At 73.1% G+C, this 25,322-nt stretch carries 19 protein-coding genes and 1 pseudogene; 12 read left to right on the top strand and 8 right to left on the bottom strand.

Going from position 1 to position 25,322, the window contains the following annotated elements; translation table 11 throughout:
- Positions 1-78: 78 nt before the first annotated feature.
- A complete protein-coding gene (locus ABZT93_RS30405; protein WP_356110744.1) occupies positions 79-840 on the bottom strand; it encodes a GntR family transcriptional regulator in 762 nt (253 codons plus the stop codon).
- 167 nt (positions 841-1,007) lie between these two features.
- A complete protein-coding gene (locus ABZT93_RS30400; protein ID WP_356110743.1) occupies positions 1,008-1,892 on the bottom strand; it encodes an RNA polymerase sigma-70 factor in 885 nt (294 codons plus the stop codon).
- 169 nt (positions 1,893-2,061) lie between these two features.
- Here ABZT93_RS30400 and ABZT93_RS30395 point away from each other — a divergent pair, with 169 nt between their 5' ends.
- A complete protein-coding gene (locus ABZT93_RS30395) occupies positions 2,062-2,892 on the top strand; it encodes an alpha/beta fold hydrolase (protein ID WP_356110741.1) in 831 nt (276 codons plus the stop codon).
- Between the two features lie 45 nt (positions 2,893-2,937).
- Here the strand turns inward: ABZT93_RS30395 and ABZT93_RS30390 are convergent.
- Positions 2,938-3,774, bottom strand: a pseudogene (locus tag ABZT93_RS30390) (DMT family transporter); the annotation flags it as partial.
- Positions 3,775-3,822: 48 nt separating this feature from the next.
- Here ABZT93_RS30390 and ABZT93_RS30385 point away from each other — a divergent pair.
- The 3 genes from ABZT93_RS30385 (at position 3,823) to ABZT93_RS30375 (ending at position 8,578) form a co-directional block, all read left to right on the top strand.
- On the top strand, positions 3,823-5,277 hold the full coding sequence (locus tag ABZT93_RS30385; RefSeq protein ID WP_356110739.1) for a PLP-dependent aminotransferase family protein: 1,455 nt from the start codon (positions 3,823-3,825) through the stop codon (positions 5,275-5,277).
- Positions 5,278-5,408: 131 nt separating this feature from the next.
- On the top strand, positions 5,409-6,995 hold the full coding sequence (locus ABZT93_RS30380) for an alkaline phosphatase D family protein (protein ID WP_356110737.1): 1,587 nt from the start codon (positions 5,409-5,411) through the stop codon (positions 6,993-6,995).
- 203 nt (positions 6,996-7,198) lie between these two features.
- The gene (locus tag ABZT93_RS30375) at positions 7,199-8,578 is read left to right on the top strand and encodes a GNAT family N-acetyltransferase (RefSeq protein ID WP_356110735.1); all 1,380 of its coding nucleotides are present in this window, start codon (positions 7,199-7,201) and stop codon (positions 8,576-8,578) included.
- Here the strand turns inward: ABZT93_RS30375 and ABZT93_RS30370 are convergent.
- Positions 8,556-9,800, bottom strand: a complete 1,245-nt coding sequence (locus ABZT93_RS30370; protein ID WP_356110733.1) for a PLP-dependent transferase — start codon at positions 9,798-9,800, stop codon at positions 8,556-8,558. The two genes, ABZT93_RS30375 and ABZT93_RS30370, sit on opposite strands and share 23 nt — an antisense overlap.
- A gap of 60 nt (positions 9,801-9,860) precedes the next feature.
- Between ABZT93_RS30370 and ABZT93_RS30365 the strand changes: the two genes are divergently transcribed.
- Entirely contained in the window at positions 9,861-10,355 is a 495-nt protein-coding gene (locus tag ABZT93_RS30365; RefSeq protein ID WP_020122341.1) for an Lrp/AsnC family transcriptional regulator, read from the top strand.
- A 33-nt stretch (positions 10,356-10,388) separates the two neighbouring features.
- A complete protein-coding gene (locus tag ABZT93_RS30360) occupies positions 10,389-12,080 on the top strand; it encodes a DUF885 domain-containing protein (RefSeq protein WP_356110731.1) in 1,692 nt (563 codons plus the stop codon).
- A 96-nt stretch (positions 12,081-12,176) separates the two neighbouring features.
- On the opposite strand, the gene ABZT93_RS30355 is transcribed toward ABZT93_RS30360, so the two are convergent.
- Together ABZT93_RS30355 and ABZT93_RS30350 are read right to left on the bottom strand one after the other, a co-directional pair.
- Entirely contained in the window at positions 12,177-12,692 is a 516-nt protein-coding gene (locus ABZT93_RS30355; protein WP_356110730.1) for an immunity 21 family protein, read from the bottom strand.
- Positions 12,693-12,763: 71 nt separating this feature from the next.
- On the bottom strand, positions 12,764-13,249 hold the full coding sequence (locus tag ABZT93_RS30350) for a rhodanese-like domain-containing protein (protein ID WP_356110728.1): 486 nt from the start codon (positions 13,247-13,249) through the stop codon (positions 12,764-12,766).
- Positions 13,250-13,343: 94 nt separating this feature from the next.
- Here ABZT93_RS30350 and ABZT93_RS30345 point away from each other — a divergent pair, with 94 nt between their 5' ends.
- Positions 13,344-13,790, top strand: coding sequence for an Lrp/AsnC family transcriptional regulator (locus tag ABZT93_RS30345; protein WP_123987747.1), 447 nt, complete (start codon positions 13,344-13,346; stop codon positions 13,788-13,790).
- Between the two features lie 19 nt (positions 13,791-13,809).
- Here the strand turns inward: ABZT93_RS30345 and ABZT93_RS30340 are convergent, their stop codons facing one another.
- Together ABZT93_RS30340 and ABZT93_RS30335 are read right to left on the bottom strand one after the other, a co-directional pair.
- Positions 13,810-16,803: an SMC family ATPase gene (locus ABZT93_RS30340; protein ID WP_356110727.1), complete on the bottom strand. Its 2,994-nt coding sequence runs from the start codon at positions 16,801-16,803 to the stop codon at positions 13,810-13,812.
- On the bottom strand, positions 16,800-17,963 hold the full coding sequence (locus tag ABZT93_RS30335; protein WP_356110726.1) for an exonuclease SbcCD subunit D: 1,164 nt from the start codon (positions 17,961-17,963) through the stop codon (positions 16,800-16,802). Before ABZT93_RS30335 ends, ABZT93_RS30340 begins: the two co-directional genes overlap by 4 nt.
- A gap of 258 nt (positions 17,964-18,221) precedes the next feature.
- Between ABZT93_RS30335 and ABZT93_RS30330 the strand changes: the two genes are divergently transcribed.
- The 5 genes from ABZT93_RS30330 to ABZT93_RS30310 all read left to right on the top strand — a co-directional run bounded on the left by ABZT93_RS30330 (position 18,222) and on the right by ABZT93_RS30310 (position 25,304).
- A complete protein-coding gene (locus tag ABZT93_RS30330; protein ID WP_356110725.1) occupies positions 18,222-18,620 on the top strand; it encodes a hypothetical protein in 399 nt (132 codons plus the stop codon).
- A gap of 178 nt (positions 18,621-18,798) precedes the next feature.
- Positions 18,799-21,189: a hypothetical protein gene (locus tag ABZT93_RS30325; RefSeq protein ID WP_356110723.1), complete on the top strand. Its 2,391-nt coding sequence runs from the start codon at positions 18,799-18,801 to the stop codon at positions 21,187-21,189.
- Positions 21,190-21,241: 52 nt separating this feature from the next.
- The gene (locus ABZT93_RS30320; RefSeq protein ID WP_356110722.1) at positions 21,242-22,762 is read left to right on the top strand and encodes a hypothetical protein; all 1,521 of its coding nucleotides are present in this window, start codon (positions 21,242-21,244) and stop codon (positions 22,760-22,762) included.
- Positions 22,759-24,069, top strand: a complete 1,311-nt coding sequence (locus ABZT93_RS30315; protein ID WP_356110721.1) for a serine/threonine protein phosphatase — start codon at positions 22,759-22,761, stop codon at positions 24,067-24,069. Before ABZT93_RS30320 ends, ABZT93_RS30315 begins: the two co-directional genes overlap by 4 nt.
- Entirely contained in the window at positions 24,066-25,304 is a 1,239-nt protein-coding gene (locus tag ABZT93_RS30310) for a protein kinase (protein WP_356110720.1), read from the top strand. Before ABZT93_RS30315 ends, ABZT93_RS30310 begins: the two co-directional genes overlap by 4 nt.
- Positions 25,305-25,322 lie beyond the last annotated feature (18 nt).

The following is a 25,322-nucleotide window of genomic DNA, read 5'->3' as shown; positions in this document are numbered from 1 at the left end:
GACCCGTCCCGCGGTCGGCGGGAGCAGTCCCAGGAGCGAGCGGGCCAGGGTCGTCTTGCCGGGGCACCGCCGTACCGTTCAGGAGGCCCGGCGTTCCGGCCCCTCGTGGATCTCCACCGCGCCGGAGTCCCCGAAGGTCAGCCGGCAGGTGTCCGCGCGGTAGGTGGCCACCGAGACCGCTGCGGTGCCGCCGCCGGCCAGGTAGCGAGTGGTGACGACGAGCACCGGGGCGCCGGGCAGACGGTCCAGTTCCTTCGCGTCGTCGGCGCGGGCCGAGCCGAGCTCGACGGCGTTCTCCCGGCTCTCCAGCTCCAGGCGCTGCAGTTCGCGCAGCACGGCACGCGCGCGTGCCGCCCCGGACGGAGCGTCTATGGCGGAGAGCTCCGGCACCGATACCTCGGGGATGTACAGCAGTTCGGCGGCGACGGGCTGACCGTGGGTCACACGGGAGCGGCGCACGATGTGCACCGGCTGCTCGCGGTCGGTCCCGAGCGCATCGGCGACGGACGCGGGCGGCACCGCGACGGCGCAGTCGACGGTCTGCCAGTCGTCGCCGGCCGCACCGGGCCAGGCGTGCTGCTCGGTGCCGACGGCCACTCCCACGCGCGGCGGGGCGACGGTCGTGCCGACACCGCGGCGGCGCTGCAGCCTGCCTTCCAGCTCCAGTTGCTCCAGGGCCTGGCGGAGCGTGGCGCGGGCGACGCCGAAACGGGCGGCGAGATCGCGCTCGTTGGGCAGGATCTCGCCCACGGAGAATTCGGAGTCCAGTGCCTCACTGAGCACCGTCTTGAGATGCCAGTACTTCGGTTCCGGCACCGATTCGAGCTGCGTGGTCCCCACCCTGTCCTCCGCAATCGCCGTGGTCCCGCGGCGTTTTAGCGCCCTTGTTTATTAAAGGTTGTTGCACTTCTCTGCGACCATAGGGCGACCCCCACCCTTGGTCAAGACCAATCCTCGATCCTCTGCGGGGCGCGCGGACGTCAAGCCACACAGCGTTAATGAGGCCTTCAGGCGGCAGACAGGGTGTGCAGCTTGTCCGGGTTGCGAATGATGTAGACGGACTGGATGCGGCCGTCCAGGACGTCCATCTGGAAGACGGAGTCGGGTTTTCCGCCCGACAGGACGAGCACCGCGGGCCCGCCGTTGAGCTCCAGGAAGCGCCAGGTGATGTCCGGGACGCCCTTTCCGGCGACCCCGACGATGAAGCGGCCCACGTGGTCGGCCGACTCCAGGACCCGCAGCGGCGCCTTGGTCTTGCCGCCGCTGTCCCCGACGAGGCGGACGTCCGGGGCGAGCAGCGCCATCAGCCCCTCCAGGTCGCCGCCGCCCGCGGCGGCGAGGAAACGCTCCGTCAGATCGCGGCGCCGGACCGGGTCGACGTCGTAGCGGGGCCGTCGTTCGTCGACGTGCCGGCGGGCCCGCCCCGCGAGCTGCCGTACGGCGGGTTCGCCGCGGTCGAGCATGGCGGCGATGTCGGCGTAGGGGTAGCCGAAGGCCTCCCTGAGGACGAACACCGCCCGCTCCAGCGGTGACAGCGACTCCATGACGACCAGGACCGCGAGGGAGACCGAGTCGGCGAGGACGGCCTGTTCGGCGGTGTCGGGGACGGTGTCGCCGAAGTCGGTCTCGTACGGCTCGGGCAGCCAGGGGCCGACGTACGTCTCGCCGCGCGCCTTGACCTGGCGCAGCCGGTCGATGGCCAGCCGTGTGGTGACACGGACCAGGTAGGCGCGCGGTTCACGCACGTCGCTGCGGTCGGCCGCCGACCAGCGCAGCCAGGCCTCCTGCACCACGTCCTCGGCGTCGGTGACCCGCCCGAGCATCCGGTAGGCGACGCCCATCAGGACGGGACGGTGTTCTTCGAAGACATCGGTCTCAGTGTCAGTGGCCACGAAGTCATCCCAACGCAGACGCCGGTCGGTGTCCAGGCGATATGGGCGTGCGGCGCGCCCTGCCGGCCAGTGGGGTCTACCCGTCAGTAGCAATTGCTGACAAGCTGTCTACGACGCGTCCGCCGTGCGTCACCGCCTCAGCCCCGTGAGTCGCCGTCAAGGAGCCCTCATGTCCGCCACCGTCTCCTTCAAGGTCCCCTCCGCCGGGGGGCCGCAGCCCGTGACCGTCTCCTACGCGCGCGTGGGGCGCGGCGAGCCGCTGCTCCTGCTGCACGGCATAGGCCACCACCGGCAGGCCTGGGACCCGGTGGTGGACATCCTGGCGACCGAGCGGGACGTGATCGCCGTCGACCTGCCGGGGTTCGGCGCGTCGCCGGGGCTGCCCGAGGGGCTGTCGTACGACCTGGCCACCACGACGGCCGTGTTCGGGGCGTTCTGCGAGGCGCTGGAGCTGGACCGACCGCACGTGGCGGGCAACTCCCTCGGCGGGCTGCTGGCCCTGGAACTGGGCCGCGAGAAGCTCGTACGGTCCGTCACCGCGCTGTCTCCCGCCGGGTTCTGGTCGGGGGCCGAGCGGCGCTACGCGTTCGGGGTGCTGCTCGCGATGCGGCACATCTCCCGGCGGCTGCCGCTGCCGCTGGTCGAGCGGCTGGCGCGCAGCGCGGCCGGCCGCACCATGCTCACGAGCACCATCTACGCCCGCCCGGCCCGGCGTTCACCCGAGGCCGTGGTCGCCGAGACGCTCGCCCTCGCGCAGGCCACGGGGTTCGACGAGACGCTCCGCGCCGGTACCGCCGTCCAGTTCGGCGACGACGTCCCGGGACTGCCCGTCACGGTCGCCTGGGGCACCAGGGACATGCTGCTCGTGCGTCGGCAGGGCGTGCGGGCCAAGCAGATCATTCCCCGGGCCCGGCTCGTGCGGCTGCCCGGCTGCGGCCACTGCCCGATGAACGACGACCCGGCTCTGGTCGCGCGGGTCATCCTCGACGGCAGCCGCTGAGGCCTTCCGCCTCCGGCTCAACGCCCCTGATCCGAGGGCGACTCCGGCACCGACCAGGGCGCTGCCCACGGCCTGGGCGGCACCGTAGGAGCCCGTGCCGACCAGGGGCGCGGTACCGGCGGCCGCGACCGGGATGAGGCCGGAGAACAGCGTGGCGCGCTCCGCGCCGATCCGCTGCATGCCCATGTACCAGCACACGAAGCCGACGACGGTGACGACCGCCGCCTGCCACAGCAGCGCGGTCGCCTCGGCCGGGTCGGGGCGGCGCAACCACGCGGTGCCGTCCAGGAGGAGTCCGGCCACCGCGGCCTCGACGGCGGCGACCGCGCAGACGGTGGCGGACAGCAGCCGTGGGCCCAGGGGCCGCAGCACCGGGACCGCGAGCACCGCGAAGCCGACCTCACCGGCCAGCGCGCACACCGAGAAGGCGATGCCCGCCCCGTCCGTACGGCCCCAGCCCTGGACGGCGAAGGCGCCGAGGGCCACGAGCGACGCGCCCCGCAGGACCCGGCCCCCCGGACGGCGTCCGTCCAGCAGCGGGACGAGGACGGCCACCAGCACAGGGGCGCAGCCCACGAAGACGCCGGGGACGGCCGGTTCCGCGGTGCGTTCGGCGGCGATGACGGCGAGATTGAAGCCGACCATGCCCACGGCCGCAAGCAGTGTGAGAAGGGTCCATTGCCGGGGCTCCAGCGCGCGCAACCGTGCCGCCGTGCCCCGCGCCGCCAGGGGAGCCAGCAGCAGCGCGGCGAGGCCGTAGCGCAGGGACTGCCCGCCCGCGTACGGGTAGTCGCCCAGGAGGCTGTTGGCGGTGAAGGACGCTCCGACGAGGACGCAGGCGAGCGTGGCGAGGAGGGAGCCGCGCGTGGTGGTGGCGTTCATGGAGAACGACGCTAGGAAGGGTCGCGGTCCGGTTTAAGGTCCAGTGGCATGACGTCATCGGGGACCAATCCGGAGCAACGGCCGCCCGACGACCCCGTCGGGTCCGCCGCCTGGGAGCTGCTCCTGCCCGCCGTCTCCGCGCCCGCACGCACGCGTGGCCGTTCCCTTCAGGCGGCCCTGCGGGAGGCGGTCAGGTCGGGGCGGCTCGTGCCGGGGACGCGGCTGCCGTCGAGCCGGGATCTGGCCGCCGACCTCGGGGTGTCGCGCGGGCTGGTCACCGAGGCGTACGAGCAGCTGACGGCGGAGGGTTATCTGCGCAGCGGCCGGGGTGCCGGCACCTGGGTCGGCGGTGCCGTGCGGGCGGCCCGGCCACGTGCGCGTGACCTGGCCCCGCGTACTCCGGGCACCCGCGCGGACTTCGTCGCGGGAACGCCCGACCTGTCGTTGTTCCCGCGCGCAGCCTGGGCCACCGCCCACCGGGGCGTGCTGGCGGAGCTGCCGCACCAGGACCTCGGCTATCCCGACCCGCGCGGGCTGCCCCGGCTGCGTGCCGCGCTGGCCGAACTGCTGACGCGCCGCAGGGGTGTGGTCGCCGATCCGGAGCGGATCGTGGTCGTCTCCGGTGTGGCGCAGGCGACGACGCTGCTCGGATTCGCGCTCCACGCGCGCGGGTTGCGGGTGGTCGGCGTGGAGAATCCGGGGAGCCCGCAGCACGACGCCCTGTACGCGGCGGCGGGTGTCACCACCGTTCCCGTGCCGCTCGACGAAGACGGAATCTCCGTCGGCCGTCTGCGCGATGCGGGTGTGCGGGCCGTGGTGGTGACTCCCTCCCACCAGTTCCCCACCGGAATCTCCTACTCGGCGCGGCGGCGCGCGGAACTGCTCGACTGGGTGCGTTCCGTCGGCGGCTTCGTCCTGGAGGACGACTACGACGGCGACTTCCGCTACGACCGGGCTCCCGTGGGGGCGCTCCAGGGACTCGACCCGGACCGGGTCGCCTACGCGGGATCGGTCAGCAAGTCCCTCGCTCCCGGGCTACGGCTCGGCTGGCTGCTCGTGCCTGAGGTGCTGGCCGACGAGGTCGTCGAGCGCAAGCGGACCATGGACCTCGGCCATCCCACGATCGACCAGGCGCTGTTCGCCCGGTTCGTGGAGCGCGGCGACTACGACCGCCAACTGCGCCGCTGCCAGCGCGCGTACCGGGAACGGCGCGACGCGCTGGTCTCCGCACTGGACGAACACCTTCCCGGCACCGAGGTGTCCGGGATCGCCGCCGGGCTGCATGTCATCGCCGCACTGCCACACCGGTACGGCCCCCAGGAGAAGGTCCTCGCGCGCCTCGGCGCGGCAGGTGTGACCGTCCGTCCGCTGACGGACTACGCTCACGCGCGTGCCGAGCCCGACGAGGCGCCGGGTGTGCGTCTGGTCCTCGGATACGCGCACCTGTCCCCGGCGCGGATCCGGGAGGGCGTACGGCTGATGGCCGAGGCCGCCCGGGACTGAGCCGCACGTTTGGCACTCGGGTTCCCTTGTTCCCGCGGCCGGTTGTTCACCCGTGGTTTCCGTGTGCGCTGCGGCGCCCCAGTAGGTGTGGCATCACACACTGGCCGGATCCCGTCCTTGGAGGCGCATTCATGTCCCACCGTCCGTTCCCCGGCCGCCGCAGCGTTCTGCGCGGCTCCCTGGCCGCGTCGGCGGCCCTCACTCTTCCCGCGGTCTCCGCGGGCGCGCCGGCCTTCGCCCTCTCCGGACGCCCCGGGGCCGGCTGGGGGGTGCAGACGGGAGACGTGACCTGCGACTCCGGTCTGGTGTGGGTGCGTTCCGACCGTCCGGCCCGGATGATCGTGGAGACGTCCGCGACCGAGTCGTTCCGCAACCCGCGCAGATGGCACGGCCCGCTGCTCGGCGCGGACACCGACTTCACGGGGACGACCCGGCTGCGCGGACTGCCCTCCGGCGAGCAGATCCACTACCGCGTGCTGCTGGCCGACCCGGACGACCCGCGCCGCACCGGCGAGCCGGTCACCGGCACCTTCCGCACGGTGTCCCCCAGACGCCGTGACGGAGTGCGGTTCCTGTGGTCCGGCGATCTCGCCGGGCAGGGCTGGGGCATCAACCCCGACTTCGGCGGCTACACCATCTACCAGGCCATGGCCAAGCTGGACCCGGACTTCTTCCTGTGCAGCGGCGACAACATCTACGCCGACGGCCCCATCTCGGCGACCGCCGCCCTGCCCGACGGCAGCACCTGGCGGAACATCACCACCGAGGAGAAGTCCAAGGTCGCCGAGACCCTGGCCGAGTTCCGTGGCAACTTCCGCTACAACCTGCTCGACCACAACCTGAGGGCCTTCAACGCCCAGGTGCCGTCCGTCATCCAGTGGGACGACCACGAGGTGCGCAACAACTGGTACCCCGGCCAGAGAATCCTGGACTCCGACACCCGCTACACCGAGAAGAGCGTCGACGTGCTCGCGGGCCGGGCGCGGCGCGCGTTCAGCGAGTACTTCCCGATCTCCACGCTGCGGCCGGGGGCCAGGGACGGCCGGGTGTACCGCGTCCTGCGGCAGGGGCCGCTGCTCGACGTGTTCGTGCTGGACATGCGGACGTACCGCAACGCCAACTCGCCCGACGACCAGACCGTGGACCCGCAGGGCATCCTCGGCCGGGAGCAGCTGGAGTGGCTCAAGCGGGAGTTGTCGCGCTCGCGGGCGGTGTGGAAGGTGATCGCCTCCGACATGCCGCTCGGCCTGGTCGTGCCCGACGCCACGGAGGGCCGGGCGAACATCGAGGCGGTGGCGCAGGGTGACCCCGGCGTCCCGCTCGGACGTGAGCTCCAGATCGCCGAGCTGCTGCGGTACGTCAAGCACCGGCGGATCACCGGCACGGTGTGGCTGACGGCCGACGTCCATCACACCTCGGCCCAGCACTACCAGCCGTCGCGGGCCGCGTTCACCGACTTCGAGCCGTTCTGGGAGTTCGTCTCGGGTCCGCTGAACGCGGGTGCCTTCCCGGCCAGCGCGCTCGACGGCACCTTCGGCCCCGAGCGGGTGTTCGTGAAGGCGCCGACCGCCGCGAACGTCTCCCCCGCCGGCGGCTACCAGTTCTTCGGCGAGGTCGACATCGACGGCCACAGCGGCGAACTGACGGTGCGTCTGCGCGAACAGGACGGCACGGTGCTGTTCACACAGGTGCTCCAGCCGGGCCGGGTGGGCCAGTAGCTCCCGTACCCTCAAGGGCGGTCGCGCACCGGCGTCATCCCCCGATGCGCGACCCGTGAACAGTTGAAAATGGTATAAACCGTACGGACCCACACTTTACCGCTCAGTCACAATGCGTTCGTGATCACGCAACACCGTTCCTCCACAGTGGCTGCATGACTCGTGACATGTCTGATGTGACTCGTGCGAAACACGGTCGCCCGGTGCACCACTGGCGGCGCGACGTGATCGAACTCGCGGCGCTGTTCACGGCCGTCGCGGTGGCCGACACCGTGGCGAACCTGATCGGGCACGGCCCCGACGGCACCGCGCTGCTGGTGATCTCGGCGGTGGCCCTGGCCGCCACGGCGGGATTCCACACCTGGTGGGCACGGCGCCACGGCCACGCGCCACCGACGGGCGATACCGGCGCCCGGCCGCTGCCCGAGGGGGAGCAGGCCGGGCCGTCCGACCAGTCTCGGGCCTCGGACCCGGTGGCCGCGGAGAGCACGCTGTGGCGGATGCGCACCACGGTGAAGGACGAACCGGGCTCGCTGGCCGCTCTCTGCACGGCGCTCGCCGCGCACCGGGTCGACATCCTCAGCCTGCAGACCCACCCGCTGGGCGACGGCACGGTCGACGAGTTCCTGCTGCGGGCTCCCGGCGCGCTGGAGGGCTCCGAGATCACCCGGGCCGTCGCGCGGGCCGGCGGTGCCGACACCTGGATCGAGCGGGGCGACGCGCACGACCTGGTGGACGCCCCGACCCGGGTCCTCGGCCTCGCCACCCGCACCGCGCTGGACGCGGCCGAACTTCCGCTCGCGTTGCGGCAGTTGCTGGGCCGGTGCACCATCCGGTCGCTGCCGGCCGTTCCGCTGGGAGGAGGCCGCGGGCCGGAGGGGGTGCCCGTGGAAGGAGCCCTGGAGGACACCGTGATGCGATTGCGGGCGCCGGAAGGCGGAGTGATCACCGTGGAGCGGCCGTACCTGCCGTTCACACCTACGGAGTTCGCCCGGGCCCGGGCCCTGGTCGAGCTGGACGCCCGGCTCGGTCCGCGGGTGCCGCGCAGTCAGGACGTACTGACGCTGCCCGAAGGCCACGACATCACCGTGCGCCGGGCCGACACCGGGGACCTGGAAGCCGCGGTGGCGATGCACGAGCGGTGCTCGTCGCGGACGTTGAGCATGCGGTACCACGGGCCGGTCGGCGACGCCGACCGCTATCTGAAGCACCTGCTCAGCCCGCGGTTCGGCCGCACCCTCGCCGTGCAGACCGCGTCGGGGCGGATCGTGGGGCTCGGGCATTTGTTGTGGGACGGGGACGAGACCGAGGTGGCACTGCTCGTCGAGGACGCGTGGCAGCGCCGGGGCATTGGGGGCGAGCTGTTGGAACGGCTGGTCGCGATGGCCGCCGAGGCCGGGTGCGAGAGTGTGTACGCCGTGACGCAGTCGTCCAACACCGGGATGGTCGCCGCGATGCGGGGGCTGGAGCTCCCCCTCGACTACCAGATCGAGGAGGGAACCCTGGTGATCACGGCTCGGCTGGACGCGTCGGCGGATGAGACGGACGGTGCGATCGGGGTCAGCAGGGCCGAAGCACCGTAGGGGTGCCGGCCTCGTCGTCGGGTGCGGGTGCGCCGTGGCTTGTCGTGCGGCTCCCCGCGCCCCTGACGGGGCCCCGCAGTGCCGTGTCGAGATCTGCCCACAGGTCCTCCACGTCCTCCAGACCCACCGACAGCCGTAGCAGCCGGTCGCTCACTCCGGCGCCCCGGCGGTCGTCCGCGTTCACTATGCGGTGGCTGATCGACGCCGGGTGCTGGATGAGGGTGTCGACGCTGCCCAGACTCACCGCCGGGGTGATCAGACGGACCCGGTCGATCACCTCGTGCGGGTCGCCGTCGACCTCGAAGGCGATCATCGCGCCGCCGATGCGCGGATAGTGGACCCGGGTGATCCGGGGGGCGGCGGCGAGGCGGCGGGCGAGTTCCGCGGCGGTCGTGGAGGCCGCGCGGACGCGGACCGGGAGGGTCGACAGGCCGCGCAGAAGGAGGTAGCCGGCGAGGGGGTGCAGGACGCCGCCCGTGGCGAAGCGGACCTGTCGCAGCCGGCCGGCGAACTCCTCGTCGCAGGCCACGACCCCCGCCATCGCGTCCCCGTGGCCGCCGAGGTACTTGGTGGCGCTGTGCAGCACCAGGCGGGCGCCCTGTTCCGCGGGCCGCTGGAGCACCGGAGTGGCGAAGGTGTTGTCCGCGAGGAGGGGGACGGAGCCGCAGGAGTGGGCGAGGGCCCGCAGGTCGATCTCGGCGAGGGTGGGGTTGGCCGGGGACTCGACCAGGACCAGGCCGGTGTCCGGGCGCAGGGCGTCGGCGACGCCCGCCGGGTCGGTCCAGGTGACCTCGGTGCCGAGGAGTCCGCCGGTCAGGAGGTGGTCGCTGCAGCCGTACAGGGGGCGTACGGCGACCACGTGGCGCAGGCCCAGCGACGCCCGTACGAGAAGGACGGCCGTGAGCGCGGCCATGCCGCTGGCGAAGGCGACCGCGGACTCGGTGTTCTCCAGGCGGGCCAGGGCGGTCTCGAAGCGGGCGACGGTCGGGTTGCCGAGGCGTCCGTACACCGGCGGGCCCTCAGGCTCGGCGCCGGTGGCGGCGAAGGCGTCGATACGGGCGGCCTCACCGCGGCTGTCGTGGGACGGGTAGGTCGTCGACAGGTCGATGGGCGGGGCGTGCAGTCCCTGGCGGGCGAGGTCGTCGCGGCCGGCGTGGACGGCCTCGGTGGCCAGAGCTCTGAGCGGGGTACGGGAGGCGGTGGAGGTGCGCGCTGAGTCCATGCCCGCAAGGGTGAACACCGACCGGCGTTCCCGGGGCGAAGCCCGTGCTACGTTCGGCCGATGGCCGAATCTGTCGTACTGGACCCGGTGGACCTGCACCTGCTGCGGCTGCTGCAGAACGACGCCCGGACCACCTACCGCGACCTCGCCGCGCAGGTCGGTGTCGCGCCCTCGACCTGCCTGGACCGGGTGACCCGGCTGCGCCGCTCGGGCGTCATCCTCGGGCATCAGCTGCGGCTGGATCCGGCGAAACTGGGCCGGGGCCTGGAGGCGCTGCTGTCGGTGCAGGTCAGGCCGCATCGGCGGGAGCTGGTGGGGCCGTTCGTGGAGCGGATCCGGGCGCTGCCGGAGTCGCGGACCGTCTTCCACCTGACCGGGCCCGACGACTACCTCGTACATGTGGCCGTGGCGGACATGGCGGATCTGCAGCGGCTGGTCCTTGACGGGTTCACGTCCCGGCGCGAGGTGGCCCGGGTGGAGACCCGGCTGATCTTCCAGCAGTGGGAGTGCGGGCCGCTCCTTCCGCCTGCCACGCCGACAGCGGAATCGGGGTGACTCCCGCGAGGTCTCCGTATGAGGATGGACCGCATGTCTGAGACTCAGAACCCGCTGCCCCGTCAGGTCGCCGACGCCTACGTCGACGAGCTCATCGCCCTCGATCCGATCACCGGTACCTACCTGGGCGTGGAGGAGAGTTCGAGCAAGCTTCCCGACACCTCGCCGGCGGGCCAGGAGGCGCTGGCGCAGTTGCAGCGGGCCACGCTCGCGAAGCTCGACGAGGCCGAGCGGCAGCCCGGCGCGGACAGCGACATCGAGCGCCGGTGCGGCCGACTGCTGCGCGAACGCCTGACGGCCGAACTCGCCGTGCACGAGGCCGACGAGGGCCTGCGCGCGGTCGGCAACATGGCCACGCCCCCGCACTCGATCCGCGAGATCTTCACCGTCACCCCGAACGGGACCGAGGAGGACTGGGCGGCGATCGCCGAACGGCTGCGGGCCGTACCCGCCGCGTTCGCGGGCTACCGCGAGTCCCTCGCGCTCGGTCTGGAACGCAAGCTGTACGCGGCGCCGCGGCCGACCGCGACCTTCGTCGGGCAGCTCACCGAGTGGGCGGACACCGACGGCAACGGCCGTGGCTGGTTCGAGGACTTCGTCTCCGCCGGCCCCGAGGCACTGCGCACGGAGCTGGACGAGGCCGCCCGCACCGCCACGGCCTCGGTGGTGGAGCTGCGGGACTGGATGCGGGACGTGTACGCGCCGACGATCGAGGGCGCCCCGAACACCGTGGGCCGGGAGCGGTACGCCCGCTGGGCCCGTTACTTCAACGGCACGGACCTCGACCTGGACGAGGCGTACGCGTACGGCTGGTCCGAGTACCACCGGCTGCTCGGCGAGATGAAGCAGGAGGCCGAGAGGATCCTGCCCGGCGCCGAGACGCCGTGGGTGGCACTGGCCCACCTCGACGAGCACGGCAAGCACATCGAGGGCGTCGACGAGGTCCGCGACTGGCTCCAGGGCCTGATGGACCAGGCGATCGACTCGCTCGACGGCACCCACTTCGAACTCGCCGAGCAGGTGCGGAAGGTGGAGTCCTGCATCGCCCCGCCCGGCGGTGCGGCGGCCCCGTACTACACGGCCCCCTCGGAGGACTTCTCGCGCCCCGGCCGCACCTGGCTGCCCACGATGGGCCAGACCCGTTTCCCGGTCTACGACCTCGTCTCCACCTGGTACCACGAGGGCGTCCCCGGCCATCACCTCCAGCTCGCGCAGTGGACGCATGTCGCGGGGAACCTCTCCCGCTACCAGGCCACGGTGGGCGGGGTGAGCGCAAACGCCGAGGGCTGGGCGCTGTACGCGGAGCGGCTGATGGACGAACTCGGCTTCCTCACGGACCCCGAGCAGCGGCTCGGCTATCTCGACGCGCAGATGATGCGGGCCGCCCGGGTCATCGTCGACATCGGCATGCATCTGGAGCTGGAGATCCCGGCGGACTCCCCCTTCCACCCCGGTGAGCGCTGGACGCCCGAACTGGCGCAGGAGTTCTTCGGCACGCACAGCAGCCGTCCGGCGGACTTCGTGGAGAGCGAGCTGACCCGCTACCTCACGATCCCCGGCCAGGCGATCGGCTACAAGCTCGGCGAGCGGGCCTGGCTGCTGGGCCGGGAGAAGGCCCGCGCACGGCACGGTGACGCCTTCGACCTGAAGGCGTGGCACATGGCGGCGCTGTCGCAGGGCTCACTGGGACTGGACGACCTGGTGGACGAACTGGCGCGGCTCTGACGCTCGGGATCAGGTGACCGACTCGGACCCCCGTGGTCCAAGTCGGTCACCGGCCGCAGCCGTTCACACGCCGGCGTCGCGCACGGGAACGACGGCTCAGTCCGGGAGCCGGCGCAGTTGCACGAGCCCCAGCCAGGTCTCAGGACCGGGCCGCACGTCGGCGGCGCGTACCGCGTACCGGCCGGGAGCGAGCGAGACCTTCAAGTGGTCGGTGTTCACCGCGTCGTTGCCGGGCCAGGCCGCGTCGAAGAGGACGACCGGGCCGGGTACCGTCCAGCTCACCCCGTCCTCCCAGACGGCGGTGGCGAGGGCGGTCGGGACTTCGGCGAGGAGTTCGTCCTCGGAGTCGGCGGCGCACCACCGTACGAAGGTGTCGTGGTCGGGGAGGTAGGAGGTCGACGCGGGCTCGTCCCCGAGAACCAGGGCCGCCGCGTCGCCGACCGGCAACAGGCCCACACGGCCGTCGACTTCACAGGCCCGGTCGTAGTCCGAGGCCGTCTCGTCGCCGTCGGCGCCCGCCCAGAACGGCAGCACCGTCTCCGGCACCGCTATGAGCGGACCGCCGCCCGACTCCACCCACTCCACCGCGCCCGGCTCCGCGTATCGCACCATGGGCCAGAACCTACACGCACAGGAACCTCAGGGTTGCACCTGCACAGGAAACCCAGGGCCTCCGCCAGGACTCAGCAGCCGCAGTCCTCCGAGTCGGCCGGGGCGGTCAACGTGTCGGCGGTGCGCCGCTCGCGGCCCTCCCAGGTCTCGAACGCGAAGCCCTCACGCACCCAGTACTCGAAGCCGCCGAGCATCTCCTTGACCTGGTAGCCGAGTTCGGCGAGGGCGAGCGCGGCACGGGTGGCCCCGTTGCAGCCCGGCCCCCAGCAGTACGTCACCACCGGCACGGACCTGTCGAGGAGCTGTTCGGACTGCTCGGGGACGAGCGCGGTGGGCAGATGGATCGCGCCGGGGATGTGGCCCTGGTCCCAGGCGGCGGTGGAGCGGGAGTCCAGGACCACGAAGCCGGGATCGCCGTCCCCGGCGAGCGCCGCGGCGACGTCGGACACGTCGGCGTGGAAGACGAGGCCGGCACGGAAGTAGGCCGCGGCCTCGGCCGGGGCGGCGGGGGCGACGCGCAGGACGGGGTTCGAGGTGAGCGCTTGGGTTGTCGTCATGACCAGAAATCTACGGCCGGTGATCACCGACCTGAAGGGGGATTCCACGGCACCGGTCTTGCCCGGCCGGGGATTCCCCTGCTATTTCTCGGGCATGACCGCGTATTCCCCGGACGCCACCGACTGGCGCATCCTCGATGTCCTCCAGCGGGAGGGCCGGGCCAGTTTCGCCGAGCTCGCCCGTGCCGTCTCCATGTCCGCGAGCGCGGTCACCGAGCGGGTGCGGCGGCTGGAGGAGGCGGGGGTCATCCAGGGGTACGCCGCCGTGGTGGACCCCGACCGGCTGGGCCTGCCGATCCTGGCGTTCGTCCGCCTCCGGTACCCCAACGGCAACTACAAGCCCTTCCACGACCTGGTCGCCGTGACGCCCGAGATCCTGGAGGCGCACCATGTGACCGGCGACGACTGCTTCGTCATCAAGGTCGCCGCCCGTTCGATGCGGCACCTGGAGGAGGTGTCGGGCAAGATCGGCACGCTGGGCTCGGTGACCACGAGCGTCGTCTACTCCTCCCCGCTCCCCCGGCGGCCCCTGGGGCGTTGAGCACCTGGGACGTGGGGCCTCAGCCTCCACCGCGCTGTCTCAGCACCGACCCCGTCCGCCCCTTCACGACCTCCAGTTGCGCGTGGATACGGCGGCGCAGATCGGGCACGTGGCTCACGATGCCGACGCTGCGGTCGCGCTCGCGCAGTGAGTCCAGGACGTCGAGGACCTCGTCCAGGGTCTGGTCGTCGAGGCTGCCGAAGCCCTCGTCGATGAAGAGGGTGTCGAGCCGGACCCCGCCCGCCTCGTCGGTGACGACGTCCGCGAGACCGAGGGCCAGGGCGAGCGAGGCGAAGAAGGTCTCGCCGCCCGACAGTGTGGCCGTGTCGCGCTCGCGTCCGGTCCAGGCGTCGACGACGTGCAGTCCGAGTCCGCTGCGGCCGCGGCCCGTGCGGTCGTCGGAGTGGACGAGGGTGTAGCGGCCCGACGACATGCGTTGCAGGCGTGCGGTCGCGGCGGCCGCCACCTGCTCCAGGCGGGCCGCGAGCACATAGGACTCCAGACGCATCCTGCGTTCGTTGTCCGCGGAGGTGCCGGCGGCGAGCGCGGACAGCCGGGCCACCCGGTCGTACTCCTCGCGCAGCGGCGCCAGCCGTCCGAGGCCGGTGGCCGAGCGGGCGGAGAGCCGGTCGAGTTCCGCGCAGCGCCTGGCGGCCGCGTCGCGGGCGGAAGCGGCCTCGCGGACCCGGCGGCCCGCGTCGGCGGCGGCCCGCTCGGCCGCGAGGACGTCGGCGGGCGGCTGCTGGGCAGCCTCGGCGGTGTCGGCTTCTGCGAGCACCGCTCGTACGGCGGCCTCCTCGGTCTGCCAGGCGTCCAGCCGGTGCTGGAGGTCGCGGTGGGCGGCATCGTCGAGAAGGGCGGCAGCCGCTGCCTGCGGGGTGTCGAAGCCGGCCCTGAAGGCGGCGTCGGCGAGCCGGGCGTCGGCATCCTTGAGCCGCTGGGCGGTGTCCTCGGCGACGCGCGCGGTGTCGGCGGCGTCGGTGAGCAACGCGGCCTGCCGCTCCAGCTGGGCGGAGCGGGCGGCCACGCTGTCGGCGGCACCGCGCGCCTCGGCCAACTCCGCTTCCAGGGTGGTTCGTTCCCGGTCCAGGGCGTCCCGGCGGGCGCCGCGGGTGGCGGTGCGTACGGCGGCCTCCTGCTGGGCGGTCAGCCGTTGTTCCCGCTCCCGTTCGGCCTGCCGCAGTTGTTCCGTCGCGGTGTGCAGCGCGGAGGCCAGGGTGCGGACCTGGGCGTACTCGCGCTCCAAGTCGTCCACCTGGACGGCGAGTTCCTCGGTGGAGGTGTCTCCGGCCTCGCCCTGGGCGGCGGCCAGGGCGCGCTGGACGAAGGCGAGGCGCCGCTCGGCCTCGGCCCGCTGTTCGTCGGCGCGCTGCGAGGCGGCGAGCGCGCGCTCCTCGGTCTCCCGGTCGACGTGTCCGGCGTCCTTGCGGGCGGGGGCGGGATGCTCGGCGGCGCCGCAGACCGCGCAGGGCTCGCCGTCGGTGAGCTGTGCCGCCAGCTCGGCGGCGATACCGCTCAGCCGCCGCTCCTTGACGTCCAGCCAGTCGGCGCGGGCCTTCAGCGCCCGGTCCGTCGCGTCGATGACCTGCTGCTGGGCGTCGTCGGTGTCCCGGGCGAACTGGTCGCGCTGACGAGCGGCGCCGAGCCGCTTGCGGGCCGGCTCGCGCTGCACGGAGAGCTGTTCGGCGCGGGTGGCCGCCTCCTGGGCCGAGTCGACGGCGTACTGAAGACCGGTGCGGGTCTCCTCCCACCCGGCCAGCCAGGCCCCGGCCTCTTGCAGAACGTCCTCGTCGGACCGCTCCTCACTGTCCAACCCGGCGCGTTCGCGTACGAGTTCGGCGAGCCGCTGCTCGGCGCGCCGGGCCGAGTCCAGACCGCCCAGCTCCTCGGCCGCCCGACGTGCGGCGGCGGCGAGTCCGGTGGTGCCCGCGTCGGTGAAGGTCGCCGGCAGCAGCCCACGCGCGTGTGTCTCGGCCGCCGCGGCGCGCCGGTGCTCGGCCTCGGCCGCCTCCCGCAACTCCAGTGCGGGCGCCACCGCCTCCGCCTTGCGGGCCCGCTCCATCCGGGCCCGCGCCTGGTGGTAGCCGTCGGCCCGCTCCTCCAGCAGCGCGGCCCGCTCGCGCGCCTGGGCGAACCGGCGTTGCAGCCGGTCCACTTCGCGTACGTCGGCCAAGGCGCGCTCGGTGGCGGCCTGGGCGGACTCGGCGGCACCGAGTGCGCAGTGGGCGATCGTCAGCTGTTCGCGGGCGGTGCTGCGGGCGACGGCGGCCGCACTGAGGACGGCTTCGGCCAGCCCCGGCTCGCCGGGCGCGAGTTCGGGCAGCTCCATGGCGTCGCCGGCCGCCTGCTGCATGCGGTGCGCGTCGGCCAGCAGTGCCGCGTCGCCCTCGCGCACCTGCGCCTCGGCCGCGCGGCGCCGTTCGGCCAGCCGCTTCTCGACCTCGGCGAACCGGTGGGTGTCGAAGAGCCGTCCCAGCAGTTTGCCGCGCGCCTCGGCGTCGGCTCGCAGGAAGCGCGCGAAGTCGCCCTGGGGCAACAGCACGACCTGGCAGAATTGCTCGCGGCTCATGCCGAGCAGCTGGGTGATCTCCTCACCGATCTCCTGGTGGGACCGGCTCAGGTCCTTCCAGGTCCCGTCGGGAGCGTCGTACTCGCGCAGCCAGCTCTGTGCCTTGTCGAGCGTGGTACCGGTACCGCGCTTCTTCGGGCGCTCCCAGGGAGGTTGCCGGGTGATCTCCAACCGGCGCCCTGCGACGGTCAGTTCGAGACGGATCTCGGTGCGGGTGCCCAGGGCCGCGTGATCACTGCGCAGCGCGGTCCCCTGGCCGTTCTGCCGGGCCCCGGGCACCGAGCCGTACAGGGCGTAGCAGACGGCGTCGAGCACGGACGTCTTCCCGGCGCCCGTCGGGCCGTGCAGCAGGAACAGTCCTGCCGCCGACAGCTCGTCGAAGTCGACGGTCTGGGAGCCGCCGAACGGTCCGAAGGCGGTGATGTCCAGCCGGTGCAGCCTCACCGCGCCACCTCCCGCACGGCCTCGTCCGCGCGCACGGCGTCGAACGCGTCCCGCAGCACGGCCTGCTCACGCTCGTCGGGCCCGGCACCGCGCACATGGGCCACGAAGTCCTCGGCGATCTCCTGGTCGCTGCGCCCGGCCAGCCGCCGGGCGTAGGACACATCGGGGTCGTCCGGCGCCCGCTCGGGGTCGAACACGAGGCTGAGCGTGTGCGGGAAGCGCTCGGAGAGCCGGGCCATGGGTTCCGCCGGGCGGACCGGGTCGGTGAGGGTGGCCTCCACCCAGGCCTCCTCCTGCGGCACGAGCCGCGGATCGGCGAGGAGCTCCTCCAGCGTCCCCCGGATCCGGGCCAGCGCCCGCGGCACCGGGCAGTCGACGCGCTCGGCGGTGACCGCACCGTCGGCGTCCAGGTCGACCAGCCACATGCTCTTGCGGTGGTCGGTCTCCGAGAAGGAGTACGGCAGCGGGGAGCCGGAGTAGCGCACGCGCCCGGTGATGGTCTGGCTGCCGTGCAGATGCCCGAGGGCCACGTAGTCGACGCCGTCGAAGACACCGGCGGGCACCGCGGCCACCCCGCCGACGGTGATGTCCCGCTCGCTGTCGCTGGCCTCACCGCCGGTGACGAAGGCATGGGCGAGGACGACGGACCGTGTCCCCCGCGCGCGCGTCGCGAGGTCGGCGCGGACCCGGTCCATGGCGGCGGCCAGCACGGCCTCGTGGCCCGCCTTCTTCACGCCGAACTCGTCCTTCACCAGGGCGGGTTCGAGATAGGGCAGACCGTAGAAGGCCACGTCACCATGAGCGTCGGAGAGCACCACGGGAGTCCCGCACGCCGTCGGCTCGGTCCGCAGATGGATGCCGGCCCGCCCGATCAGTCCCGCCCCGACCCCCAGACGGCGGGCGGAGTCGTGGTTCCCGGAGATCATCACCGTGGGCACGCCGAGGTCGGCGAGCCGGTGCAGGGCGTCGTCGAACAGCTCGACCGCGGCGAGCGGTGGCACCGCGCGGTCGTACACGTCTCCCGACACGACCACCGCGTCCACCCCGTGCTCCCGCACGGTGGAGACGAGGTGACCGATGAACTCGGCCTGGGCCCCGAGCATGTTGACCCGGTGGAACGCCCGGCCGAGATGCCAGTCGGAAGTGTGCAGCATTCTCATGATCCCCGACCCTAACGGCCGGGTCTGACATCACGGGCGATTACTCCCGCAGTCGTCCGCCACCACGCCCTTTGCGCCCACCCACCGCATTCAGGCCAACTCGCCCGCCTGGGCAAACCCTTGGCAGAACGCGCTTCACGTGCCGAACGGAGAGAAGGTTCAGCGGCTTTCGGCCAATGTGAAAAGAAGCACCACACGCCCCTCGCCGCTCCCCTACATTGACATGCCTGTTCAGGCGGGAAATTCGGGGGATATGCAATGGATCCGGTGACGGCCGTCGCGGCGGCGGGTGTGGCTCTCGTGGTGAAGGGAGCGCTGGAGACGGCGGGCCAGGAGGCGGGCCGCTCCGGCTGGGCCGGTGGCGCGCGCCTGATCGAGCGGATCCGCGCGCGGTTCCGGGGCAACGCGGACGCCGAGGGCGCGCTCGACCGCGTCACCGGCTCTCCGGACGACGAGGGCGCCCAGCAGGAGCTGGAGCGGCAGCTCGCCGCGCACATGCTGCTCGACTCCGGGTTCGAGACGGAGATGCGGCGGCTGGTCGACGAGGCCGTCGCCGCCCAGGGCAGGTCCGGTGCGCAGATCAGCGCCGCGTTGATCAAGAACGCCCAGGTGTTCAACGGCAAGGTCGAAGTACAGGGCGACTGGACGACTTCGTAACGGAGCAGGCGGACCCCCGGGACGGCATCGGCCTCCGTCGTCGTGCCCTGCCCGTGTCCGCCTCCGTCTCCGCCCCGTCGGTCTCCCGAACGCGTCCGCGCGCCCAGCGCCGCAGCCGGTGCCCGGCGGGCGCGTCGAACGAGCCCCACAGCGACCAGCCGAAAGCCGAAGAAAGACCATGAGCGAGGATATTTCCCCCGACAGCTCGCGGGCCGGGGCCCGGGCCGCGGAGCGCAGGGAGGAGAGCGGCAGAGACGGCTCCCGGGAGCCGTCCAGAGCCGCCAGGGACCCGCGGCGCAAGAAGGCGGATGCCGGGGAGGCGCCCGGCCGGGACTCCGAGGACGAGAAGGGCCCGTCCGAGCCGAAGAGGGACGACAGGCCGGCCGAGCCCGAGCCGCGCACGGACGCCGAGCAGCACGACGGTCCGGTCAGCGAGAAGGACGCCCTTCGGTCCCTGGTGGAGGGTGGCGGGCCCGCCGACGCCGAGCGGACCGAGGCGCTGCGTGCGGGAGCGCTCGCCGACGAGATCGCCCGACGGCTGAACTCCGACGCCTCCGCCACCCGTATCGGCACTCTCGCGCTGTTCAACGAGACCGTCAGCTTCGGCGGTGGTTTCCACGCGGGCGGCGCCCGTGCCGCCGGGCCGCGGCCCGGCGGGGTCTCCGTGCTGACCATGGACGCCGCCGAGATCGCCGATCACACCGAGCTGTTCGTCGCGCCCGAGAACTACGGCGAGGCCCTTGACGCCCTGTCCGAGCGGCGGGTGCTGGTGCTCACCGGGGCGCCCGGCAGCGGCCGGGAGGCCGTGGCCGTGAACCTGCTCGAAGAGGCCCTGGCCATGGACGGCGAGGGGGAGGGCTGCCGGCGGCTGCTGACGCCCGCCGCCGTGCTGGAGACGGGCTGGGAACCGCCTGTGAAGCACTCGGGCTATGTGGCGGCGCTCGACGACGGGTCGCCGGTCGTCGAGAAGTTCGCGTCCGCCCTGCTCAGCGGGCACTCCCACGGGACGGCCCAGTGGGCCGCGGTCGTCGCCGGCCTGCGTGCCTCGGGCTGCTACCTCGTGCTGACCGGCGGACACGACCTGGAGGTCGCCGCGGCCGGACCCGGCGGTGATCAGGTCGCCCGGCATCCGCTCGCCCCCGTCGACCCGCTGGCCGTCGTCGAGCGCCGGGTCCTCGGCCACGGCGGCAGTCCCGACGCGTACGCCGACCTGCACGCACTGCTGGAGCGCACCGGAGCCGCGACGGCACTGCGGGAACAGCCCGCGGCACGCAACGCGGCCCGGCTGGCTTCGGTGATCCGCGCGGACGGCGACGTGGCGGCCGCGGTGGCCCAGCTGCGGGATCCGAGCGAGCAGGTGCGCGGGTGGTTCAACCGCTACCGCGCGCCGGACGCGGTGGCCTTCGCGCTCGCCGCGGCGGTCCTGGAGGAGTGCGGCTATCTCACCGTCGCGGACGCCGCGGTGCAACTGCGGGCGGCCCTCACCGAGCCCGAACTCGCCCCGCCCGACCTGCGCTTCGGGGACCGGCTCGGGTACGAGCAGCAGTGGATCCGGCTCGACGCCCCCGCGGCGGGCGGCTTCGGCGCACCCCGGGTCCGTTTCCGCAACGTGCTGCTGGGCCAGGTCATCCTCGCCTACGCCTGGAACCTCCTCGACGGCCGCCGGGATGCCGTACTCGACTGGCTGCGCCGCCTGTTGAGCCACCGTGACCTGGAGGTGCGTGCCCGGGCGTCGGTCGCTGCCGGGGTGCTGGCCCTCGCCGACCCGCACTACGCCGTGCACCGCTTCCTGACCGCCTGGGCCGGCAGCACGTCGTGGCCGTTGCGGCAGGCCGCCGCCACCGCGCTCGGTGTGGCGGGCAGCCGTCCGGAGACGGCGGAGGCGGTGTGGGAGCTGCTGCACCAGTGGGCGCGGGGCGACGCCTCCGCCTACCAGCGCCGCCTCGCCGGCACCGCGGCGAACGCAGTGGGCGGACTGCTCGGCCGTACCGCGCCGGACAAGGCCGTGGCCGTGCTGCGCAGCGCGCTGGACCGGGAGGACGACTGGGGCACGCTGCCGTCGGTGGCGTGGGGCGGGGTGCATCTCGTCCACCAGGGACAGACCAGGGCTGTGCTCGACGCCTACCTGGAGTGGTCCGAGCCGCAGGACCTGTCCCCGATGGTCGTCAAGGCGCTGTCGGCGTTCGTGTTCGCGGTGTCCCAGCCGTACCGGGAGCCGGTTCTCGACTCCGCCGACGAGCACGGCCACGCGCGCGTGCCGGGCGTTCCGGTGCTGCTGAGCGAACTGCCGCTGCATCGCGACCGGCTCACGGAGCTGTGGGCGCGCGCCCTGGCCCGCAAGCCCGTGCAGGACTCGGCGCTGGACGCGCTGCACGACTGGATCGACGACTACGCCGGCAAGAGCCCGGGCTCCCTCGACGCCATCGGCACGCTGCTGGTGGCCGTCGCACGCCGACCCGGACGGCACCGCGAACGGCTGACGTGGTGGTTGGAGAGATGGGCCCGCGACCGCGAGAACCCGTCGGCCGGCGCCGAACGGCTGCTCCGCACGCTCGAACGGTCGCGGTGAACGGCACCGCACCGCTCGCACCGCTGACAGCACTGGAAGGAGAGGGGGGGACATGGAGGAACAGACCTACGACCCGGTCCTGAGCGAGGACGACGTGCCCAAGTGGCGGCTGGTGAACCCGCTGCGGCCGCCGGCTCCCGGCCGGGCCCTGGTCCTGGTCCGGGAGAGCGGCCCCTCGCTGACGATCCGCAGCGGCGAGGAGATCCGTTCGTCGCGGTTCGGGGCGTACCGCGCGGTGTTCACCGTCGACATGACGGAGCACCGGCTGATCCTGGACATCCCGCTGCTCAGCCGTGACGCCACGTTCTCCTTCCGCAGCCGGGTGGACCTCGTGTGCAGGGTCGCCGACCCCGCCGAGGTCGTGGCGCGCGGGATCCGCGACATGAGCGGAGCGCTCTACGGCTATCTCCGCAAGACACTGCGTTCGGTCGCCCGGGACTACGACATCGCCGAGTTCCACGAGGCGGAGATGGCGCTCAACGCCGCACTGGCCGGGTTCAGCGGTGACGACGCGATACGGCTGCGCAACATCCAGGTGGAACTCCTCGTCGACGAGGACGAGATCGCCGCCAGTGGCCGGGAGTTCCGGGACGTGGTGCGCGAGACCCGGCTGGACGGCATGCGGCGCAGACGGCACCTGGACATGATCCGCGAGGAGGGCGTCGACGGCCTGATCGCCGAGATCATGGAGAAGGAGGGGCCGCGGGCCGCGCTCGCCTGGATCGAGAAGGGCGAGGCGGAGAAGCGGGAGGTCCGCCGCGAGGTCATGCGTATGGTCCTGGAGCGCGGTGACGCCGACCGGGAGCCCTTCGAACAGGCCGAACTGGAACGCGCCGTGCTGGAGGAGGTGCTCCGCGACGGAGACGGTCTGTTCGAGACCGCCACCGGGCGCGGGCGGTTGCGCGGCAGCCTCTCCCGCGCGCTCGAGCCCGGCGCCGAGGTCCGGGACGACGACGTCGACCGGAGCGGGCGCTCTGGAGAGCGTGAACCGCTCAAGGGCGAGGTGCTCAGGGAGCCGTACGACGACTCCGAACGGCGGGGCCGGGGCGCCGGACCGGTCCGGGACGAGGGCGGCACCCGCCGCTCGCGCCTGTCGGGCGGCGGCGGCCGCGGCACGGGTGGCTCACCTGCCGCGGGTCCGCCCGACGACGAACCGCTGCCGGCCGACACCGCGAGCGGCGGTACGGCCCGGCCCCGGCGGGACCGCACGGTGCCCGGGCCGACCGGGGCCGGGGACGACACGGGAGGGGCGGCGGGCACCCCGAGGCTCAGGGGCTTCGGCCGACGGGAGGAAGCCCACTACGCCGGGGAAGGCGCCGCGAGCGACCGCAGGTCCGGCCGCCCGGACGACGACCGCGACACCGCTGCGCGCCGGGGCGACCGCGACACCGCTGCGCGCGGTGGTGATGACGGCGTCGGCGGCCGGGGCGACAGCGGCACCGGTGGCGGTGGCGGTGGCGGTGACAGGCGTACGGACCCCGCCGCCCCGAGGGTGAGCCGGGTCCGTGGCACGGCCAAGCGGCCGCGCACCGGCGGATCGGACGGCGGAGCACACGACGGGGAGCGGCGATGACCGAACACCACGACCACTCGGCACGGCACGCGGCCCCCAACGGCCCGCCACCGGGCTACTCCTCGGTTCCGGCGACCCCGTGGTACGCCCCCTCGCATCGGCCCCCGCCCCCGCCCCCGCCCGCGACCGTCCATGCCGAGTCGCCGGCCCCGCTCGCCTCGGCCTCCGCACCGGACCGGACGCCCCCGGCGGAGGACGAGGGCGCCGGGCCCAGGCCGCCCGTGCCGCAACGGATCTGGTGTGTCGAGGACAACCGGATGGCGCTGCTGGCCATGTCCGTGTGGACCGAGCGGGTGCCCGGCCGCGGCGAGGACGCGGATCCGTTCGTCGCCGACCACCAGGACAGCAGGCAAGGTGTGCTCGCCGTCTTCGACGGATCGGGCGGTGCCGGGGCGGCACCCGCGTGGCAGGCGCCCGACGGGGAGTTCCGCACCGGCGCCTGGGTGGGCGCGCGGGTGGCGCGGCTGGCCACGGACGCCTGGTTCCACGACGTGGCGGCGGAAGGCGAACCGGCCGAACCGGAGACGCTGCGCGACTACCTCCGCTTCTTCCTGGAGCATGCCCCGCAGCGCCGCAGCAAGATCAGCGGCACCATGCGCCGTCAACTGCCCACCACACTCGCCGCACTGCACTACAAGGTGGTGCAGGTTCAGGACGAAGTGGGGCTGGAGCTGCGTCCGTTGTGGGCCGGTGACTCGCGTGCCTACGTGCTGCGTCCGCGGACCGGCCTCCAGGTGCTCACCCGCGACCACACCCGGGAGAGCGACGCTCTGGAGCTGCTGCGCTCGGACCCGCCGATGACCAACCTGGTGTGCGCGGACCGGGAGTTCGAGATCGACGGCGGACGGGTGACCTATCCGCTGCCCTGTGTCCTGGTGACCGCGACCGACGGGTTCTTCGGCTACGTGCACACCCCGGCCGACTTCGAGACGCTGCTGCTGCGCACTCTGCGGCAGGCCGGCACCGTCGGGGAGTGGGCCGATCTGGTCCGGCGCGAAGTGCAGTCCTATACGGCGGATGACGCCTCGCTCGCCGTCGTGGCCCTGGGGTACGACGGATTCGCCGATCTGCGGGCCCGGTTCTCGGCCCGTCTGGAGGACTTGAAGGACCGTTACGTCCGTACCCGGCCCCGCGGTCTGGACCGTCTCTCCCCCTCCACGGCCGACGCGGGATCCGGCCCGACGCCCACTCCGGAGGACGCCGCCGAGCTGCCGGCCAGGGTCGGCGCCTGGCAGGACGCCACCTGGCACTCCTACCGCGCCGGCTACGAGACCCATCTGCCCCTGGCACCCGAGGAGCGCGCATGAAGAAGGGTGATGTCATCGGGGGCTACTGCCTCATCAGCGAGCCCACGAACGCCAATGGCGGCAAATGCATGTGGGCGTTCGCCGAGAAGGACGGCGACCAGTACTTCATCAAGCGGTTCCTGGAACCCAAGCGTCCCCGCGACGACGCGGCCGACTCGCCGAGCGTGCGGATCCGGCGCCAGCTGTCCAAGGAGTTCGAGGACCGGCACCGGACCATCATGAAGCGGCTGCGGCCGGACGCGCGGGGCGGCGGCAACCTGGTCCTGGCCACCGACTTCTTCCACGAGGGCAGCACCTACTACAAGGTGACCGAGCGGATAGACACCTCCAGCCTGGAGAAGCCGCAGGCCCTGGAGCCCCGCCACAAGATGGTGCTGCTCAAGACGCTCGGCAACAGCCTGAAGCAGCTGCACGACATCGAGATCGTGCACGGCGACCTCAAGCCGCTGAACGTGCTGGTGCAGAAGCGGGACGGCGCCGCCTTCCACACGGCGAAGCTGATCGACTTCGACGACTCCTACGTCTCCGGCAGCCCGCCCGAGCCCGACGACGTCGCCGGCGACTCGGTGTACGGGGCGCCGGAGTGGCGCCGGTACATGCAGCGCGACGGCTCGGCCGGACCGGAGCATCTGACCTGCGCGGTCGACGTCTTCGCGCTCGGGCTGATGACCCATGTGTACCTGACGGGTGAACTGCCGCACCACGACAAGCGGTACGGCTCACCGGCGGATGCCGTCAACGCGGGCGAGCAACTCGACCTGGACACACGGCTGTCGGACGAGATGCTCGACCTGCTGCGCCGGATGACCGCCCGCGCGCCGGGCGGCCGGCCGCGGATGGACGGATTCCTCAAGGCCCTGTCGGACCCGAAGGTGTGCGCCCTCCAGCACCGGCGCCCCAGCACGGCCAAGGCCGCGTCGCCCGCGGCCAGGCCCGCTCCGGCCGCGAAGCCGGCTTCGGCCACGAAGCCCGCTCCGGCACCGGCGACCGGGAAGCCGGCGAGCCCGCGCACCAGCAGGATCAAGACCAACCTCGCGTCGACCCCACGCCCGCGCACCACGACGCCCCCGCCCGAGCCGATCCGGCCGGCCGCCGCCGCCGACGCGAAGTCCGCGCCTGCGCCCGCCACTCCCCCGCCGGCCCCGGCACCGCCGGCCCCCGACACGTCCGCGGAGCGCCCTTCCCGCGTCCGCATCAACCTCGGCGACCGGCGTCCGCGCCCAGGCTCGTCATGACTCCTCGTCCACCGGCGA

The organism is Streptomyces sp. NPDC005303 (genome assembly GCF_040607335.1).
Taxonomy (GTDB): Bacteria; Actinomycetota; Actinomycetes; order Streptomycetales; family Streptomycetaceae; genus Streptomyces.
Note: the sequence above shows the minus strand (reverse complement) of the source record. Positions and strands in the feature narration are given on the sequence as shown.

Coding starts and splice junctions, on each gene's coding strand:
- ABZT93_RS30395 (WP_356110741.1), top strand. CDS start 2,062: ATGTCCGCCACCGTCTCCTTCAAGGTCCCCTCCGCCGGGGGGCCGCAG.
- ABZT93_RS30385 (WP_356110739.1), top strand. CDS start 3,823: ATGACGTCATCGGGGACCAATCCGGAGCAACGGCCGCCCGACGACCCC.
- ABZT93_RS30380 (WP_356110737.1), top strand. CDS start 5,409: ATGTCCCACCGTCCGTTCCCCGGCCGCCGCAGCGTTCTGCGCGGCTCC.
- ABZT93_RS30370 (WP_356110733.1), bottom strand. CDS start 9,800: ATGGACTCAGCGCGCACCTCCACCGCCTCCCGTACCCCGCTCAGAGCT.
- ABZT93_RS30365 (WP_020122341.1), top strand. CDS start 9,861: ATGGCCGAATCTGTCGTACTGGACCCGGTGGACCTGCACCTGCTGCGG.
- ABZT93_RS30360 (WP_356110731.1), top strand. CDS start 10,389: ATGTCTGAGACTCAGAACCCGCTGCCCCGTCAGGTCGCCGACGCCTAC.
- ABZT93_RS30355 (WP_356110730.1), bottom strand. CDS start 12,692: ATGGTGCGATACGCGGAGCCGGGCGCGGTGGAGTGGGTGGAGTCGGGC.
- ABZT93_RS30350 (WP_356110728.1), bottom strand. CDS start 13,249: ATGACGACAACCCAAGCGCTCACCTCGAACCCCGTCCTGCGCGTCGCC.
- ABZT93_RS30345 (WP_123987747.1), top strand. CDS start 13,344: ATGACCGCGTATTCCCCGGACGCCACCGACTGGCGCATCCTCGATGTC.
- ABZT93_RS30335 (WP_356110726.1), bottom strand. CDS start 17,963: ATGAGAATGCTGCACACTTCCGACTGGCATCTCGGCCGGGCGTTCCAC.
- ABZT93_RS30330 (WP_356110725.1), top strand. CDS start 18,222: ATGGATCCGGTGACGGCCGTCGCGGCGGCGGGTGTGGCTCTCGTGGTG.
- ABZT93_RS30325 (WP_356110723.1), top strand. CDS start 18,799: ATGAGCGAGGATATTTCCCCCGACAGCTCGCGGGCCGGGGCCCGGGCC.
- ABZT93_RS30320 (WP_356110722.1), top strand. CDS start 21,242: ATGGAGGAACAGACCTACGACCCGGTCCTGAGCGAGGACGACGTGCCC.
- ABZT93_RS30315 (WP_356110721.1), top strand. CDS start 22,759: ATGACCGAACACCACGACCACTCGGCACGGCACGCGGCCCCCAACGGC.
- ABZT93_RS30310 (WP_356110720.1), top strand. CDS start 24,066: ATGAAGAAGGGTGATGTCATCGGGGGCTACTGCCTCATCAGCGAGCCC.